Genomic DNA, 16061 nt, shown 5'->3' on the forward strand with positions numbered 1-16061 from the left:
TGCCCATGTCCCCTCCCCTGAATCTGAACCTGCTGCGCTCGCTGGAGGCGCTGCTGGAAACGCGCAACCTCACCCGCTCCGCCGCCAGGCTGGGCCTGACCCAGTCGGCGATGAGCCGCCACCTGGTGCAGCTGCGCGCGCAGTTCCAGGATCCGCTGCTGCTGCGCGAGGGGCAGCGCTTCGTGCTGACCGAGCGGGCGGAGGAGCTGCGCCTGGGTCTGAAGGCGGTGCTGGAGCAGGTGGAGCAGCTATACCAGCCGCCGCAGTTCGATCCCTCCGCCTGCGAACGGGAATTCTCCTTCGCCGGCTCCGATTACCTGGCCGAATACATGCTGCCGGACATTCTGGACCGGGTGCTGCCGCAGGCACCGGGCATGCGCCTGAAGTTCATCCCCTGGCAGGCCGGCCGTTTCGACCTGCTGTCGGACGGCGCCGCCGACCTGATCTCCACCATCGCCGACGAGGTGCCGGACAATATCTACGGCAAATCGCTGGGCCAGGACCAGCCGATGTGCGTGATGGCCGACAACCATCCTTTGCATGACAAACCCGCGCTGGAGCGGGACGACTACCTGGCCTGGCCGCACGCGCGCGTCAGCTCCGCCAGCGACAAGGACGGTTTCGTCGACATCCAGCTGGCGCGCAATGGCCTGAGCCGCCAAATCCGCATCGCCACGCCCTATTTCGTGTCCGCGCTGAGCATCGTCTCCCGCAGCCAGCTGCTGCTGACGCTGCCGGAACACCTGGCCGTCCGCTTCCAGCGCCAGTTCCCGGTGCGCGCCAAGCCCCTGCCCTTCATCGACTACACCTACCGCTACTGGCTGCTGTGGCACGGCCGGGCGGACAAGGACCCGGCGCACCGCTGGTTCCGCGGCCATGTGTTCGACGTGCTGTACCACTCGATCCACGGCGTCAGCAAGTATGCGGGGGACGCATAGCGGCTATCCGCCGATGGCGGTTCTGCCCGCCGCGTCCGCGCCATAGACTTTGTCCTGATTGTCATCGAGCAAATAAGGAGAAAGTCATGACCTGGACCATTTGGCTGCAATTCGCCGGCGTGTGCATGCTGGGCGCGATGTCGCCCGGCCCCAGCCTGGCGATGGTATTGCAGCAGACCGCCCGCGGCGGACGCGGCGGCGGCCTGGCCGCCGCGATGGGCCACGCGCTGGGCGTGGGCCTGTACGCGTTGGCCGCCGCCCAGGGGCTGGCGATGGTGATGGCGGCACATCCGCTGCTGTTCAAGATCATCTCCAGCCTCGGCGCCGCCTATCTGGTGTGGCTGGGCGTGCAGGGCCTGCGGGCGGCGTCCCGCCCGGCGCGGGCCGCCAGCGGCGAAACCGCCGCCGCCGCGCCGACCTCGGCCTGGCGCGCCGCGCGCACCGGCCTGGCCGTGTCGCTGTCCAACCCTCATTTGGCGGTGATGTTCGTCGCCCTGCTCAGCCAGTTCGTCACTGCCGACATGCCCGCCAGCGGCCAAGCGCTGCTGATCGCCACCGCGATGGGGCTGGACTTCGGCTGGTACGCGCTGCTGACGCTGCTGATTTCCCACCCGTCCATCCTGAGCGGCCTGCACCGCAAGAGCCGGTGGATAGACGGCTGCGGCGGCGCGCTGATGCTGCTGCTGGGCCTGCGCATCCTAGTGGTGTGACGATGACGGAGAAAACGATGGCATGGAATCCGCAAACCTTCGCCGCGCTGGCCGTGCGCCACGGCGGCGAGGTGCTGGAACACGACAAGCCGCTGCGCTCGGCCCGGGAAGGCGCGGCCCACTTCGGCATCGCGCTGGCGCAGACCGCCCCCACGCTGATCGTGGAAGCGGACGGCGACATCTTCGCCTGCATCCTGTCCGGCGGACGAGACGGCCTGGACTGGGCCAAGCTGGCGCGACTGCTCGGACGCAGCCACGCCCGCCTGGCCGACCGCCGCCGCGTCCGCGACATCACCGGCTGCGACGCCGGCGCAGTGCCGCTGCTGGGCCTGGACCTGCCCTGCGCGATGGACCGCCTGCTGCTGGCCCACGACTTCGTCTACGGCGGCGCCGGCGATCCGCTGAGGACGCTGAAGATCTCTCCCCGCGTCTTGGCGGAATTGAACCGCGTATCCCTCTGGTACGGGTAAGCGCGCCGCGCGCCGCCGCCGAGATGCCGGCCGCGCGAATTTGCGATTTCGCTTGCATCCGGCGCGGCGCTGGCGCGAAATGGGCGTTTTACCGCCGACGGATTCGCCCGAATGAAAACCACCCTACTCTGCCTCGCCCTGCTCGCCGCCGCGCCCGCCTTCGCCGATAGCCAAACGCTGGTCATGCTGCGCCACGGCGAAAAACCGGACGGCGGCTACGGCCAGCTCAGCTGCAAGGGGCTGAACCGCTCGCTGGCGCTGATCAAGACGCTGCCGGCCAAATTCGGCAAGGCCGACCAGATTTACGCGCCGTCCACCGCCAGCCTGAAGCGCGACCCGGCCGGCACCTTCAACTACATCCGCCCGCTGGCGACGATAGAACCCACCGCCATCGCCCTGGGCCTGCCGGTGAACACCGCGTTCGACATGCTGGCGATAGACGGCCTGCAGCAACAGCTGCTCAATCCGCTGCGCCACGGCAAGACGGTCTACATCGCCTGGGAGCACAAACAGCTGCAGGCGCTGGCCGCCGACATCATGCGCCGCTACGGCGGCAAGGATGGCGCGGCCCAGGTGCCGGCCTGGAGCAAGAATGACTTCGACAGCCTGTACGTGATCGACATCGATTACGGCAAGGGCAAGCCCATCGCCCGCTTCCGGCATGACAAGCAGGACCTGAACGACCTGCCCGACGCCTGCCCCGGCGCGTGAACGGCCGGCCGGATGCCATGCTGCGGCCGTACGCGCAGGCTCTTGACTTCAAGTTAACTTTAACTTTCATCATGACGGCTCCTACCGCTACAAGAGTTTCCCCATGCAGCCATCCGTCAACAACGAAAGTCTCTTCAGCCAGGGCAGAACCGCGGCCTGCATCGGCGGCATCGCGCTGATCTCGCTGCTGGCCTTCGAATCCATCGCCGTCGCCGCGGCCATGCCCGCCGTCGCCGCCGCGCTGGGCGGCCTGGATTTTTACGCCATCGCCTTCGGCGGCACGCTGGCCACCTCGGTGGCGGGCATGACGCTGGGCGGCGAGATCTGCGACCGCTACGGCGCGGCCCGCTCCGCCTGGCTGGGCCTGGCCGCCTTCATCGCCGGCCTGCTGGCGGCGGGCGCGGCGTCCGACATGTACACGCTGGTGCTGGGGCGGCTGATGCAGGGGCTGGGCTCCGGCCTGCTGGGCGTGGCCATCTACGTGGGCATGTCGCGCGCGGTGCCGCCCGCGCTGCATCCCAAGCTGTTCGCGATGTTCGCCGGCGCCTGGGTGGTGCCCGCGCTGATCGGCCCCGGCATCGCCGCCGGCCTGGTCCACATCTTCGGCTGGCGCGCGGTGTTCCTAGCGGTGGCGGCGCTGGCGCCGGTCGCCGGCGCGCTGCTGCTGCCCGCCCTGAGCCGGCAGGAGGCGCCGGCCGGCGCCGCCAAGCCGATGCGCTGGCGACGCCTGGGCTGGAGCCTGCTGGCCGCCAGCGGCGCGCTGGCGCTGCACGGCGGCAGCCATCTGCCGCAAACGCAATACATATTGCCGATGCTGGCGGCCGGCTTCGCCCTCGCCTTTTTCGCGGCGCGCCGTCTGTTGCCCGCCGGCAGCCTGCGCGCCGCCGAAGGCCTGCCCTCGGTGGTGGCGATGCGCGGCCTCATCGCCGCCGCCTTCTTCGCCAGCGAGGCCTTTGTCCCGCTGATCCTGACCACCCGCTACCACTGGAGCCTGGGGTCGGCCGGCCTGGCGCTCACCGCCAGCGCGGTGATGTGGAGCCTAGGCAGCGCCACCCAGACGCGGCTGCGCGGCGACGCCGCCCGCCGCCGCGGACTGACCCTGGGCTTCGCCGCGATGGGCGCCGGCCTGTGCTTCGCGCTGGGCGCGGCCAGCCTGTCGCTGCACGCCGGATGGGTGGTAGCCGGCTGGGCGGTGACCGGCTTAGGGATAGGCCTGAGCTTCCCGATGCTGTCGGTGCTGACGATGAAGCTGTCCCGGCCGGACGAGCAAGGCAGCAACGCCTCGGCGCTGCAGTTGAGCGACGCGCTGTCTTCCAGCATCGCGCTGGCGCTGGCCGGTTTGCTGATCCACGCGCTGTCGCGTCCGTCCGCGCCGCCGGACGCGCTGCCCATCCTGGCGATGTCGGCGCTGCTGGCGCTGATCGGCGCCTGGGTCAGCCCGCGGGCGTTCGCCTCCGCCGCGCCGGCCCGCGCGGAAGCCGGAGCGGGTCAGCTGTCGTAAGCGCCCGGCGGCCCCTGGCCGTCACAGCGCCTGCGGATCGATGTCGGCCACGCTGTCGAACACGTAGTCCGGCTGGTAGGGAAATTGCTCCATCGATGCGCGGCTGGACACGCCGGACAACACCAGCGCGGTGCTCATGCCGGCCTCCAGCCCGCCGACGATGTCGGTATCCATGCGGTCGCCTATCATCACCGCCTCTTCCGGATGCACGCCCAGCTTGCGGGTGGCCAGCATCATCATCAGGGAGTTGGGCTTGCCGACGATGTAGGGCTTCCGGCCGGTGGCGGCCTCGATCGCCGCCAGCAGCGTGCCGGCCGCCGGCTCGTAGCCGCCGCCCTCTATCGGGTCGATCATGTCGGGGTTGGTGCCGATGAACTTGGCGCCCTGGTCGATGAAGCGCACCGCCTTCTTGATCTGCTCGAAGCTGAAGGTCTGCGACTTGGCCACCACCACGTAGTCCGGATGCGACTCCGAAATCGAGAAGCCGACGTTGTAGAGCTCGTTGATCAGGCCCGCGCCGCCCACCACGTAGGCGGTGGGCATCGCCTTGCGGGTCTGGCTTTTCAGGAACATCGCCGTCGCCATCGCGCTGGTGATGAAGTTGTCCTCGGTCAGGCCGGAAATGCCCAGGCCCTCCAGCTTCAGCCTCAGGTCCAGCGGAGTCTGCTCGGCGTTGTTGGTCAGAAACAGGAAGGGCGTTTGGGTGTCGATCAGGCGCTGGATGAATTCGCGCGCGCCGGGGATCAGCTGCTTGCCTCGGTAGATCACGCCATCCATGTCGGAAATGATGCTCTTGCTCATACGGTGTATCCAGAACACTTGGTGCCGGCTGCGCGGGCACGGTCGCGGGCTACGGCATGCCGCCGCAACGGCCACAGCATAGCATGGCCGCGCCTCAGCCTCGCCGCGCCGGCCAGGTCCGGCATGCCGGAGAGCTACCGGATGGCAAGATGGCGGGAAATTCCGCATGCGAACGCACTGTATTGCCAACAGACCGTAAACCCATGGAACGAACAGCACATTTCCCGTTCAGACCGTCAGTCCGGCGGACGCCCCTCGCGGCATCGGCCGGCGGGATGCCCGGCCATCGGCCGCGGCGTCCATCCATCATTTAAAGATGCAGTGTCTCGTTCGGCGAGGCTCCTATGCAAACACAGGTCACTGATCTGACGACGTCGAGAGACGCCCAAGGTTAGGACAGGCTTTATCGGATTAAGGTTTAGCCCAAAGTGACTTCCAACGGATACGTTGCATAGTGCCAAAACCTAGACGCGGAGATCGCTTTCTGCACTCTCCTCCTGGTTGTCGCCCCCATTGAGAACTGTTTGCGGTTCAAACAGCTAAACGGGGAATTTCTCACCATGACTTACGTAGCAAGCCACACCCTCGCCGCCGGCCAAGCGGCGGAAATCAAACTGAAGGAAACCGTCGCCTCCTACATGAGCGCGTCGCTGATCACGCTCCGGCGCGGCATGAAGGCGGGCGACGCGCGCGCCCACATGCTGGGCCAGCTGCGCGACGACGACGTCCCGGCCCAGATCTTCGTCACCGACGACAGCGGCTTCCTGCACGGCCGGCTGTCGCTGAAGACCCTGCTCACCGAGCGGAACGACGCGCGCCCGGTCTGCGAGCTGATGCAGCCGATCGACTACTCGGTCGAGCCCGGCCAGCTGCGCCGCGACGTGGCGCCGGAGCTGCAGGAAAAATCGCCGGACACCGTGCCGGTGGTGCGCGGCGGCAAGCTGGCCGGCGCGCTGTACGAGCGCGAGATCGCGTCGCTGATCCGCGACGAGGAAACCGACGATGCCCAGCGCCAGGGCGCCAGCCTGCCGCTGGACACGCCCTACCTGGCCACCAGCCCGTGGGCGCTGTGGAAGAAACGCCTGCCCTGGCTGCTGTTGCTGTTCGCCGCCGAGGCCTACACCAGCACCATCCTGCAGGTGTTCGAGGAACAGCTGGAAGCGGTGATCGCGCTGGCCTTCTTCATTCCGCTCCTGATCGGCACCGGCGGCAACAGCGGCACCCAGATCACCTCCACCCTGGTGCGCGCGATGGCGGTCGGCGAGGTGGGGCTGCGCAATCTGGCCGCCGTGCTGCGCAAGGAGGTCACCACCTCGGTGATGATCGCGCTGGCCATCGGCCTGGTGGGCCTGTTCCGCGCCTGGATGCTGGGCGTCGGCAACGAGGTGGCGCTGGTGGTGTGCCTGACGCTGGTGGCCATCACGGTGTGGAGCGCCATCGTGTCATCCATCATCCCCATGGTGCTGAAGAAGATGCGCATCGACCCTGCCGTGGTGTCGGCGCCCTTCATCGCCACCTTCATCGACGGCACCGGCCTGGTGATCTACTTCAACATCGCCAAGCTGGTCATCGCCGACCTGGCCTGAGCGCGCTAGCCCGCCACCGCTTCCGGCTCGTCGGCGTGGCGGGCGGCGATGGCGGCGAAGTCGTCGAAGCCGTCGAGAAAACAGTCCACCAGCTCCGGCTGGAACTGGCTGCCGCGCCCGGCGGCGATCAGCCCCCTCGCTTCTTCGAACGACATCGCCGCCTTGTAGCAGCGGCGCGAGATCAGCGCGTCGAACACGTCGGCCAGCGCCATCAGCCTGGCCGGCAGCGGAATCCGCTCGCCGGCCAGCCCGTCCGGGTAGCCGCCGCCATCCCAGCGCTCGTGGTGGTGGCCGGCGATCTGCTTGGCGCAGGAAAGAAACTCCACCTGGTGGCCGATGTCGCGCTCGGCCTGGGCGATCGCCTGCTCGCCCAGCCTGGCGTGGCTGCGCATGATGTCCCATTCATCCGCGTCCAGCCTGCCCGGCTTGAGCAGGATGCGGTCCGGCACTCCGACCTTGCCGATATCGTGCAGCGGCGCGGATCGGGCGATCAGTTCGATCCGCCGCTCGCTCAGCTCGCCGCGGTAGCGCGGCAACTCCCGCAAGCGCCTCGCCAGCGCATCGACGTAGCCCTGGGTGCGCAACAGATGGTTGCCGGTTTCCAGGTCCCGCATCTCGGCCAGCCGCGCCAGCGCGTGGATGGCCATCCGCTGGGTCAGATCGTTCTCGGCCATGCGGCGGGACACCTCGACCTCCAGCCAGCGGTTCTGGTCGCTCAGGCGGTCGCGCGCCTGTTTCAGCTCCAGCTGGGTGCGCACGCGCGCCAGCACCAGCGGCGGAATGATGGGCTTGGTGATGTAATCGACGGCGCCGGATTCCAGCCCCAGCAGTTCGTCTCTCCATTCATTCATCGCGGTGACGAAAACGACGGGAATCGCAGCCGTGGCCTCGCGCTTGCGCAGCCCGGCGAACACCTCCCTGCCGTCCATCTCCGGCATCATCACGTCCAGCAGGATCAGGTCGGGCCGGATAGGACCCTCGGCCAGCCTGAGCGCGGCCGGTCCGCCATTGGCGACCAGCACCCGGTAATGCGGCTGCAACAGCTCGCCCAGCGCCGCCAGGCATTCCGGCGCGTCGTCGACGATCAGCACGGTCGCCCTCTCCATCATCCCCTCCCCTTGTCTCGCCGCCCTCCTATTCACCGTACGCGGCCGCCCGCTCCTAGGCAAACGTCGAATTGTCCATCCGGCATGAAGCCGGGCTGCCGCTTCGTGGTCTAGTCTGGACTATGGGCGCCCGCTCCACGGCGGCGCCGCGCGACAGGACACCCGATGGAACCGCCAGCAACCGCCCCGCAATCCCACCCCCCCCAGCCCCGGCGCATGCGCCGCATCGCCCCGGCCTTGCTGCTGGTCGCGGCCGCGCTGGCCTGTCAGTGGCTGCTGTGGCCCTATCTTCATCCCTATATCTGGATCCTGTTTTATCCCGCCGCCTTCGGCGCCGCGCTGGCGACCGGTCTGGAAGGCGGCCTGCTGGCCACCCTGCTGTCCGCCCTGATCGTCTGGCTGGTCTTCATCCCGCTGCGCCAGTACGGCGCGCCGGCCACCGCGGCCGACGCCTTCTCCGCGGCGGTGTTCATCGCCACCGGGATCGCCTTCAGCGCCTACAGCCACCGCGCGCGGCGGCTGACCCGGCAGCAGGCGCTGGCGGCCGCCCGCCGCCGCGAGGACATGCGCTACCGCTCGCTGTTCGAAAACAGCCAGTACGGCGTGCTGCTGGTGGATGCCGACAACGCCATCCGCGCCGCCAACCGGGAAGCGCAGCACCTGCTCGGCCAGGACGAGGAGACCTTGCGCCGACTGGGCTGGTCCGGCCTGCTGAACGCTCCCCTGCCCGATGACGGCGACCGCGACCGCGCGCTGGAGCTGAGGCTGCGGCGCGGCGACGGCCAGGACTTCCCCGCCTCGGTCTCCCTGCACCCTTTCGAGGACGAGGACGGCAGGCGGTCATTCAGCGTGGTGATACGCGACCTGTCCGCCGAGCACGAAGTGCAGTCCGAACTGGCGCGTCAGCACCAACTGCTGCAATCGATACTGGACAATTCCTCGGCGGCGATCTTCGTCAAGGATCTGGACGGCCGCTACCTGCTGGCCAACCTGGGCTCTCAAACCCTGCTTGGGCTGCCGCGGGTGCCCGAAGCCGGGCTGCGCGACCACGACCTGTTTCCCGAGGCGTTCGCGGACCGGCTGGCGGCAGCCGACCGCCAGGTGCTGTCCAGCGGCCGCCCCCAGGAGTTCGAGGTGCTGATGGAACACCTCGACCCGCCCCGCACCTACCTGTCGCTCAAGTTCCCGCTGCGCGCGCCCTCCGGCGAGATCTACGCCATCGGCGGCATCGCCACCGACATCAGCGAGCGCAAGCGGCTGGAAAGCCAGATCAGCGAGCATGACGAACTACTGCGCGACATGAGCGCCATCGCCCGCATCGGCGGCTGGTGGTTCGACCCGATCAGCGGCCAGGGCAATTGGACCGCCGAGGTGGCGCGCATCCACGACCTGCCGGAAGCGGCGCCGGTCAATGTGGAAGACGGCCTGTCCTACTACAGCGGAGAGTCGCGCGAGCGGATAGAGGCGGCGGTCCAGGCCGCCATCCGCGACGGCAAGCCCTACGACCTGGAGCTGGAACTGATTTCCGCCACTGGCCGGCGCAAATGGGTGCGCACGCTGGGCCGCCCGCAGGTCCGCGACGGCCGGGTGGTGAAGGTGCGCGGCGCGATGCAGGACATCTCCGACCGCAAGCAGGCGGAACTGGCGCTAAGGGAAAGCGAGGAACTGCTGCACCTGTTCGTCGAGCATGCGCCGGCCGCGCTGGCGATGTTCGACCGCCAGATGCGCTACCTGGCGGTCAGCCGCCGCTGGCTGCGCGATTACGGCCTGGAAGGGCGGGACATCCTGGGCCAGTCGCACTACGCCGTCTTCCCGGAAATCCCGCCCGCCTGGCGCGCGGTGCACCGGCGCGGCCTGGACGGCGAAGTGGTCCGCGAGGAAGAGGCGCTGTTCATCCGCGCCAACGGCGACCAGCAATGGCAAAAATGGGAGGTGCGGCCCTGGCGGCGGCGCGACGGCACCATCGGCGGCATCCTGATCTACACCGAAGACATCACCGCGCGCAAGCAGGCGGAAAAAGACAAGCACTGGCTGGCCGAGGCGCTGAACCAGGCCGCCCAACCCATCCTGATGGTCGATGCCGAAGACCGCGTCACCTACGCCAATCCCGCCTATACCGCGCTGATGGGATATTCGCGGGACGAACTGATCGGCATCCAGGCCAACCAGCTCGCCCCGGGCGCCGACCAGGCCGAGCGGGACATCATCAAGCAGAAGATATTGACCGAGGGCAGCTGGTCCGGAGAACTGGCGCGGCTGGACAGCCAGGGCAGATCGATACCGGTCTATGCCTCCGCCGCCGCACTGCATGACCAGGCCGGCACGCTGGAAGGCTATGTCGTCACTTACGCCGATCTGCGCCCGCTGCAAGAAAAGAGCCTGGCATTGGCGGAAAGCCAGGCCCGCTACCAGACTGTGCTGGACCATGCCGCCGACGCGGTATTCATCGCCGATCCCGCCGGCCGCTATCTGTACGCCAACCGCCAGGCGAGCCAGCTGTTGGGTTACAGCCAGCAGGAGCTATTGAAGTTGTCGATCGCCGACATCACGCCGCCGGAGGACGCCGGCAACGCCGCCCGCGCCTTCCAGTCTCTGCTGGCGGGCAGCCACGTCACCGCCGAGCTGCTGCTCAAGCGCAAGGACGGAGGCCAGGTGCCGGTGGAAATCAACGCGATCCAGCTGCCGGACGGCACCTTCTACGGCGCCTGCCGCGACATCGCCGAGCGCAAGCGGACCGAGGAAGAGATCCGCAAGCTGTCGCTGGTGGTGGAGCAGAGTCCGGAAAGCATCATGATCACCGACAGGCAGGCGCGGATCGAGTATGTGAACGATGCCTTCGTCCGCAAGACCGGCTACAGCCCGGACGAAGTGATAGGCCGCGACCCCAGCCTGCTTGCCTCCGGCAAGACGCCCAAGTCCACCTACGAGGACCTGTGGCGGCAGCTGCAGGATGGACAATCGTGGAAGGGAGAATTCCACAACCGCTGCAAGGATGGCCGCGAACTGGTGGAACTCGCCCGCATCGCGCCCATCCGCGAGAAGGATGGGCGCATCAGCCACTACCTGGCGCTGCAGGAGGACATCACCGAGAAGAAGCGGCTGGGACTGGAGCTGGACAATTACCGCCACCGCCTTGAAGAACTGGTCGAGGCGCGCACCGCTGAGGTCCGCGAAGCCCATGCCCGGCTGCAGATCACCCAGTTCGCGATGGACAGCGTGGGCATCGGCATACAGTGGATCGATCCCGATAGCGGCCGCTTCGTCTACGCCAATCGGCACACGGCCGAGCTGCTGGGATACAGCGAGCAGGAAATGCTGACCCTGACGGTATCCGACATCGATCCCGCCTTCCCGCTTCCCGCCTTCCACGCCACGATGGCGCGGCTGCGCCAATCGCGCTATACCCAATTCCAAAGCCAGATAGAGACCCGGGGCGGCGTTCCCATCCCGGTGGAAATCACGCTGTACTACATGGAAGGCGACGCCGATGCCCCTGCCCGCGTCATCGCCTTCCTGACCGACATCAGCCGCCGCAAGGAAACCGAGCAAACGCTGGTCCAGGCCAAGGAGGCGGCGGAAAAGGCCAACCTGGCCAAGACAGCCTTCGTGGCCAACATGAGCCACGAGATCCGCACGCCGATGAACGCCATCCTCGGCATGGTCTACCTGCTGAGCCAGGGCCGCCTGTCCGCTCAGCAGCAGCACCAGCTGGACACCATTGACCGCTCGGCGCGCCACCTGCTGAACCTGATCAACGACATTCTCGACCTGTCCAAGGCCGACGTCGGCAAGCTGCAACTCGCGCTCAGCGATTTCGACCTGGCACGCCTGCCCGCCGACGTGATGGGACTGGTGGCCGACCAGGCCAAGGCCAAAGGGCTGCAACTGTCGCTGCAAGCGGATGCCGGGCCGCTGCCGGTCCGCGGCGACGCCACCCGGCTGACCCAATGCCTGCTCAATCTGCTCAGCAATGCGGTCAAGTTCACCGAACGCGGGCGGATAGCGATCTCCCTGAGCATTGACGGCGAGGACGAGTACGGCGTCCTTGCCCGATTCGAAGTGCGCGACACCGGCATAGGCATTCCCGCCGAAGTGCAGCCCCGGCTGTTCGGCGCCTTCGAACAGGCGGACGCCTCCACCACCCGCCGCTACGGCGGCACCGGCCTGGGACTGGCCATCACCAAGCGGCTGGCGGAGCTGATGGGCGGCGCGGTGGGCGTGGAAAGCGCGCCCGGCCAGGGCAGCCTGTTCTGGTTCACCGCCCGCGTGGCCAGAAGCGGCCAAGCCGCCGCCGACCAGTATCCGCAGCAGACGGGCGTAGCGCAGCCCCGCACGCGCTGGGACGGCCTGCGTGTGTTGCTGGTCGAGGATGACGCCATCAACCGCGAAGTGGCCCAGGCATTGCTGCAGGATGTCGGGCTCGAAGCCGACATGGCGGAAAACGGCAAGATCGCGGTGGAACGGGTCCAGGCGGCACCCGCCCGCTACGCGCTGATCCTGATGGACGTGCAGATGCCGGAAATGGACGGGCTGGAAGCCACCCGCCGCATACGCGCGCTGGATGCCGGGGAGAACATTCCCATCATGGCGATGACGGCCAATGCCTTCGCCGAAGACCGGTCGGCCTGCCGCGAGGCGGGGATGAACGACTTCGTCGCCAAGCCGGTCGATCCGGACCAGCTGTTCGCCGCGCTGCGGCGCTGGCTGCCGGCGGGACGAACGGAGGCGCCCGCTCCCCCCGCCCCGCCAGTCAGCGAGCTGCAAGGGATGCTGGGCAATATACCCGGCCTGGACCTGCGACAAGGCCTGGCCTGTCTGGGCGGCGACCTGGAACGCTACCGCGCCATGCTGACGCGCTTCCTGGCTGGCCACGGCGACGACGCGGCCAAACTGCGCGCGCTGCGCGACCAAGGCCGGGAACAGGATGCGATGCGGCTGGCCCACTCCCTGAAAGGCAGCAGCGGCACGCTGGGGCTGACCGAGCTGCAAGCCTCCGCCGCCGCGCTGGAGGCCGAGCTGAACCGCGACCATCCCGACGCCGCCGGCCACATCGCCCGGCTGGAGGCCATTCTCGGCCAGCTTGCCCGCTGCCTCGCCTCGACGACGACCGGAAACCCCGCGGCGCCCATGCCCCCGGTCGACGCGGCGGCCGTGCTGAAACAGCTGGAAAACGCGCTGCGGGCCGGAGACTTCGCCGCCTACAGCCTGTATATCGGCAACCGGGAAGCGCTGAACGGCCATTGCGGCGCCGACGCGCTGCTCGAACTGGAGCGGCGCATGCGGGGGTTCGACTTCGCAGAGGCGCTGGCCATCGTCCAGTCCATCGAAGGCGGCGGACAGCCGCCGGGCGGCTGAAACCGGGATCTCAGCCGCCCGGCGCCAGCACGCTGGCCGCGATGGCCGCATCCTGGGCAGCGATGCCGGTCAGATCGGCCAGCGTGATCTGCTCGTCGTTCTGCCGCAAGCGCACTCCGCTGGCCAGCGCATCGCCCAGTTCGACGATGCGGGACGGCGCCAGCAGGCCGGCCTTCACCGCGTGGGACAATTCGCCGTAGGCCGCGCACTGCGCCAGCGAATCGGCGACCACCACATTCGCGTCGGCCGCGATGGCCGGGTCCAGCTCCTGTTTGCCCGGCCCGTCCGCGCCCAGCGCAGTGATGTGCGTGCCCGGCCGTATCCAGCCGCGCTGCAGCAGCGGCCCGCGCGACGGCGTCGCCGTGACGATCAGGTTCGCCTCCGCCGCCACCGCGCGCGGATCGGCCGCCGCGAGCGCGCGGAAGCCCAGTTGCGCGGCGAAGGCGCAGAAGGCGGCGGCCTGCTCCGGCTGCCGGCTCCATACCCGGACTTCGCGGCAGTCGGTGACCGCCCGTAGCTGCTCCAGCTGGGCGCGGGCCTGTTCGCCCGCGCCCAGCAGGCCTATCGCCTCCACCCGCGACGGCGCCAGCAAGCCGGCGACCAGCCGCCCGGCCAGCGCGGTCCGCATCGTGGTCAGCCAGCCCTGGTCCTGCAGCAGCGCCAGCACCCGGCCGTCCGTGGCCGACAGCGCCAGCACCAAGCCGTCGTTGCTGGGCAACCCGCGCGACGGGTTGTCGTAGAAGCCGGTGGAGATCTTGACCACCAGCGCCTCCTCGCCGGCGATATGCGCCGATTTGACGCAGCAATCGCCGTTGGCGCCGGCGAAATGGAAATTCTGCACCGGCGCAGACTGGACCTGGCCGCGCGAGTAGGCGATGAAGCCGGCCTTCACCCTGGCCAGCGCATGGTCGGCGTCGAAGCGCGCGATGATGGCGTTCTTGTCAAGCAGCTTCATGGCAAGCCTCCAGGAAAGTCTCCAGCTTGATGTTGCGGCCGCACAGCACCACCGCCACCGGCCGGCCGCGATATGCCTCGGCCAGCTGGAACAGCCCCGCCATCGCGACGCCGGCCGCGCCCTCGACGATCCAACGCTCGGCCTCGGCGATCTTGCGCATCGCCGCCTTGATCGCCGCCTCGTCCACCAGCGCGGTCTTGCCTATCACCCGCTGCGCGATGGGCAGGGTGATGGCGCCGGGCTCCACGCCGCCGGCGGTGCCGTCGGAAATGGTGTCCAGCTCCTCGTATTCGACGATCTCGCCGGCCAGCATGCTCTGGTACAGCGCCTGGGAATGGCGCGGCCAGCAGCCGACGATCTCGGTACTCGGGCTCATCATCTCCAGCGCGGAGCCGATGCCGGAAATCATGCCGCCGCCGCCCACCGACGCGAACACCGCCACCAGGCCGGGATGCTGCTCGGCCAGCTCCATCCCTATCGTGCCCTGGCCGGCGATGACGTCGACGTCGTTGTACGGCGAGACGAAGGGCAGCCCGGCCCGCTCGGCGAGCCGCGCGGCCTCCAGCTCCACTTCCAGCATTGGCGCGTCGATGACGACCACCTTCGCGCCGTGGGCGCGGATCGCGTCCAGCTTCACCTCGGACGCCGCGGCCGACGCGTACACCGTGACCGGCACGCCGGCCAGCTTGCCGGCCAGCGCCACGCCCAGGCCGTGGTTGCCGCTGGACACCGTGGCCACGCCCAGCCGGCGCGACGCGGCGTCCAGCAGCCGGATCTTGTTGCTGGCGCCGCGGAACTTGAAGGAGCCGGTGTGCTGCAGGTGCTCGCACTTCAAATACACTTCGCAGCCGGTCAGCGCCGACAATGCCGGGCTGTGGCTCAGAGGCGTGACGGCGACCTGCGGCCGCAATGCCCGATGGGCATCGAGTATGTACTGGTACAAGTCATTCATGATCCTGGATCCTTTAAGTTGCCGGCGGGAAGCAGGGCAGCCGCCGCGGGTAAGTGGAAGTCCTGGATCAAATATAGACAAAAATTACAAAATAGACAATTAATACAAAAAAATAGTCGCGGCGCGCATCCCGCAGCCTGCCGCGACCAGATGCGAACAGCGCCTGAAAAGGCCGCAGAACCAGCTGTAACGGTACATTGCATCGTATCGCCATCGATCTTGCCCGCATGGGGCATTCAGGCGACACTGTCCAAAATCGAGACGAACTGTCTATAATCGCAAGCATCATTTCCACTCGCCCGCCGCCATGCGCCGACCCAACCCTTCCCCGGTGAAAGACCTGCTGCTGAACCGTTACGCCCACATCGCCGACGGCGTCGCCGCCTTGTTCCATCCTTACGTCGAAGTGGTGATCCACGACCTGCGCGACCAGACCGTGCTGCACATCGCCAACAACCTGTCTCGCCGCGAGCCCGGCGACGACTCCGCGCTGGAAGAGATACCCGGAACGGTCCGCGACCGGATGGTCGGTCCCTACGAAAAACTGAACTGGGACGGCCGCAGGATGCGCAGCGTCAGCGCGGTGCTGTTCGACGATCAGGCCCAGCCAGCCGGCATGATGTGCATCAACTTCAATATCGCCGTGTTCGACGAGATGCGCGGCGCGCTGGACATCCTGCTCAAGGGCGCCGGCGTGCAGCCGCAGCCGGCCGAACTGTTCCGCGACGACTGGCAGGAACGCATCAATCTCTTCCTTCACGGCTGGCTGCGCGAGCGCGGCGCCAGCCTCAACACTCTGGGGCGCGCCCAGAAACGGGAACTGGTGGACGCGCTGCACGAGGAAGGCGCCTTCGGCGGCAAGAGCGCGGTCAATTACGTGGCCAATGTGCTGGGCATGGGCCGCGCCACCGTATACAAGCGGATCAAGGAATTGCGCGAAGCGGCGGACCGCTAGGCGGAGCCGCAGCGGCAAATT

General features: G+C 68.1%; 12 protein-coding genes and 1 riboswitch. Of the genes, 8 read left to right on the top strand and 4 right to left on the bottom strand.

Translation table 11 applies throughout. The features are described from left to right. Nucleotides 1–5: 5 nt before the first annotated feature. The 5 genes from CV_RS15970 to CV_RS15990 all read left to right on the top strand — a co-directional run bounded on the left by CV_RS15970 (nucleotide 6) and on the right by CV_RS15990 (nucleotide 4330). Complete coding sequence (locus CV_RS15970) at nucleotides 6–938, top strand: LysR family transcriptional regulator (protein ID WP_011136786.1); 933 nt, start codon at nucleotides 6–8, stop codon at nucleotides 936–938. Between the two features lie 86 nt (nucleotides 939–1024). Further along, on the top strand, nucleotides 1025–1648 hold the full coding sequence (locus CV_RS15975) for a LysE family translocator (RefSeq protein ID WP_011136787.1): 624 nt from the start codon (nucleotides 1025–1027) through the stop codon (nucleotides 1646–1648). A 17-nt stretch (nucleotides 1649–1665) separates the two neighbouring features. Further along, nucleotides 1666–2118 carry an aminoacyl-tRNA deacylase gene (locus tag CV_RS15980; protein ID WP_011136788.1) on the top strand — a complete coding sequence of 151 codons (453 nt, stop codon included), beginning with the start codon at nucleotides 1666–1668 and terminating at the stop codon, nucleotides 2116–2118. Nucleotides 2119–2229: 111 nt separating this feature from the next. Then, complete coding sequence (locus CV_RS15985; RefSeq protein ID WP_011136789.1) at nucleotides 2230–2829, top strand: hypothetical protein; 600 nt, start codon at nucleotides 2230–2232, stop codon at nucleotides 2827–2829. A 103-nt stretch (nucleotides 2830–2932) separates the two neighbouring features. Then, nucleotides 2933–4330, top strand: a complete 1398-nt coding sequence (locus CV_RS15990; RefSeq protein ID WP_011136790.1) for an MFS transporter — start codon at nucleotides 2933–2935, stop codon at nucleotides 4328–4330. A 21-nt stretch (nucleotides 4331–4351) separates the two neighbouring features. Here CV_RS15990 and CV_RS15995 read toward each other — a convergent pair whose 3' ends face one another. After that, nucleotides 4352–5131, bottom strand: coding sequence for an HAD-IIA family hydrolase (locus CV_RS15995; RefSeq protein ID WP_043596517.1), 780 nt, complete (start codon nucleotides 5129–5131; stop codon nucleotides 4352–4354). A gap of 318 nt (nucleotides 5132–5449) precedes the next feature. Beyond that, nucleotides 5450–5614, top strand: a riboswitch (M-box (ykoK) riboswitch). Nucleotides 5615–5691: 77 nt separating this feature from the next. Here CV_RS15995 and CV_RS16000 point away from each other — a divergent pair. Then, a complete protein-coding gene (locus tag CV_RS16000) occupies nucleotides 5692–6717 on the top strand; it encodes a magnesium transporter (RefSeq protein ID WP_011136792.1) in 1026 nt (341 codons plus the stop codon). 5 nt (nucleotides 6718–6722) lie between these two features. On the opposite strand, the gene CV_RS16005 is transcribed toward CV_RS16000, so the two are convergent. Then, nucleotides 6723–7826: an HD-GYP domain-containing protein gene (locus CV_RS16005; RefSeq protein WP_043596520.1), complete on the bottom strand. Its 1104-nt coding sequence runs from the start codon at nucleotides 7824–7826 to the stop codon at nucleotides 6723–6725. A gap of 162 nt (nucleotides 7827–7988) precedes the next feature. Here CV_RS16005 and CV_RS22305 point away from each other — a divergent pair, with 162 nt between their 5' ends. Next, nucleotides 7989–13178: a PAS domain S-box protein gene (locus CV_RS22305; protein ID WP_080509054.1), complete on the top strand. Its 5190-nt coding sequence runs from the start codon at nucleotides 7989–7991 to the stop codon at nucleotides 13176–13178. A 10-nt stretch (nucleotides 13179–13188) separates the two neighbouring features. On the opposite strand, the gene CV_RS16015 is transcribed toward CV_RS22305, so the two are convergent. Further along, nucleotides 13189–14133 carry an ornithine cyclodeaminase family protein gene (locus CV_RS16015; RefSeq protein ID WP_011136796.1) on the bottom strand — a complete coding sequence of 315 codons (945 nt, stop codon included), beginning with the start codon at nucleotides 14131–14133 and terminating at the stop codon, nucleotides 13189–13191. Then, the gene (locus CV_RS16020) at nucleotides 14120–15085 is read right to left on the bottom strand and encodes a threonine/serine dehydratase (RefSeq protein WP_011136797.1); all 966 of its coding nucleotides are present in this window, start codon (nucleotides 15083–15085) and stop codon (nucleotides 14120–14122) included. Before CV_RS16020 ends, CV_RS16015 begins: the two co-directional genes overlap by 14 nt. Before the next feature lie 307 nt (nucleotides 15086–15392). Between CV_RS16020 and CV_RS16025 the strand changes: the two genes are divergently transcribed. Beyond that, the gene (locus CV_RS16025; protein WP_011136798.1) at nucleotides 15393–16040 is read left to right on the top strand and encodes a helix-turn-helix transcriptional regulator; all 648 of its coding nucleotides are present in this window, start codon (nucleotides 15393–15395) and stop codon (nucleotides 16038–16040) included. Nucleotides 16041–16061 lie beyond the last annotated feature (21 nt).

It is taken from the genome of Chromobacterium violaceum ATCC 12472 (assembly GCF_000007705.1).
GTDB classification, from domain to species: domain Bacteria; phylum Pseudomonadota; class Gammaproteobacteria; order Burkholderiales; family Chromobacteriaceae; genus Chromobacterium; species Chromobacterium violaceum.

Excerpts from the sequence above, each read along its gene's own strand:
- CV_RS22305 (WP_080509054.1), top strand. The coding sequence starts at position 7,989 with ATGGAACCGCCAGCAACCGCCCCGCAATCCCACCCCCCCCAGCCCCGG.
- CV_RS15980 (WP_011136788.1), top strand. The coding sequence starts at position 1,666 with ATGGCATGGAATCCGCAAACCTTCGCCGCGCTGGCCGTGCGCCACGGC.
- CV_RS16025 (WP_011136798.1), top strand. The coding sequence starts at position 15,393 with ATGCGCCGACCCAACCCTTCCCCGGTGAAAGACCTGCTGCTGAACCGT.
- CV_RS15990 (WP_011136790.1), top strand. The coding sequence starts at position 2,933 with ATGCAGCCATCCGTCAACAACGAAAGTCTCTTCAGCCAGGGCAGAACC.
- CV_RS16005 (WP_043596520.1), bottom strand. The coding sequence starts at position 7,826 with ATGATGGAGAGGGCGACCGTGCTGATCGTCGACGACGCGCCGGAATGC.
- CV_RS15970 (WP_011136786.1), top strand. The coding sequence starts at position 6 with ATGTCCCCTCCCCTGAATCTGAACCTGCTGCGCTCGCTGGAGGCGCTG.
- CV_RS16000 (WP_011136792.1), top strand. The coding sequence starts at position 5,692 with ATGACTTACGTAGCAAGCCACACCCTCGCCGCCGGCCAAGCGGCGGAA.
- CV_RS16015 (WP_011136796.1), bottom strand. The coding sequence starts at position 14,133 with ATGAAGCTGCTTGACAAGAACGCCATCATCGCGCGCTTCGACGCCGAC.
- CV_RS15985 (WP_011136789.1), top strand. The coding sequence starts at position 2,230 with ATGAAAACCACCCTACTCTGCCTCGCCCTGCTCGCCGCCGCGCCCGCC.
- CV_RS16020 (WP_011136797.1), bottom strand. The coding sequence starts at position 15,085 with ATGAATGACTTGTACCAGTACATACTCGATGCCCATCGGGCATTGCGG.
- CV_RS15995 (WP_043596517.1), bottom strand. The coding sequence starts at position 5,131 with ATGAGCAAGAGCATCATTTCCGACATGGATGGCGTGATCTACCGAGGC.
- CV_RS15975 (WP_011136787.1), top strand. The coding sequence starts at position 1,025 with ATGACCTGGACCATTTGGCTGCAATTCGCCGGCGTGTGCATGCTGGGC.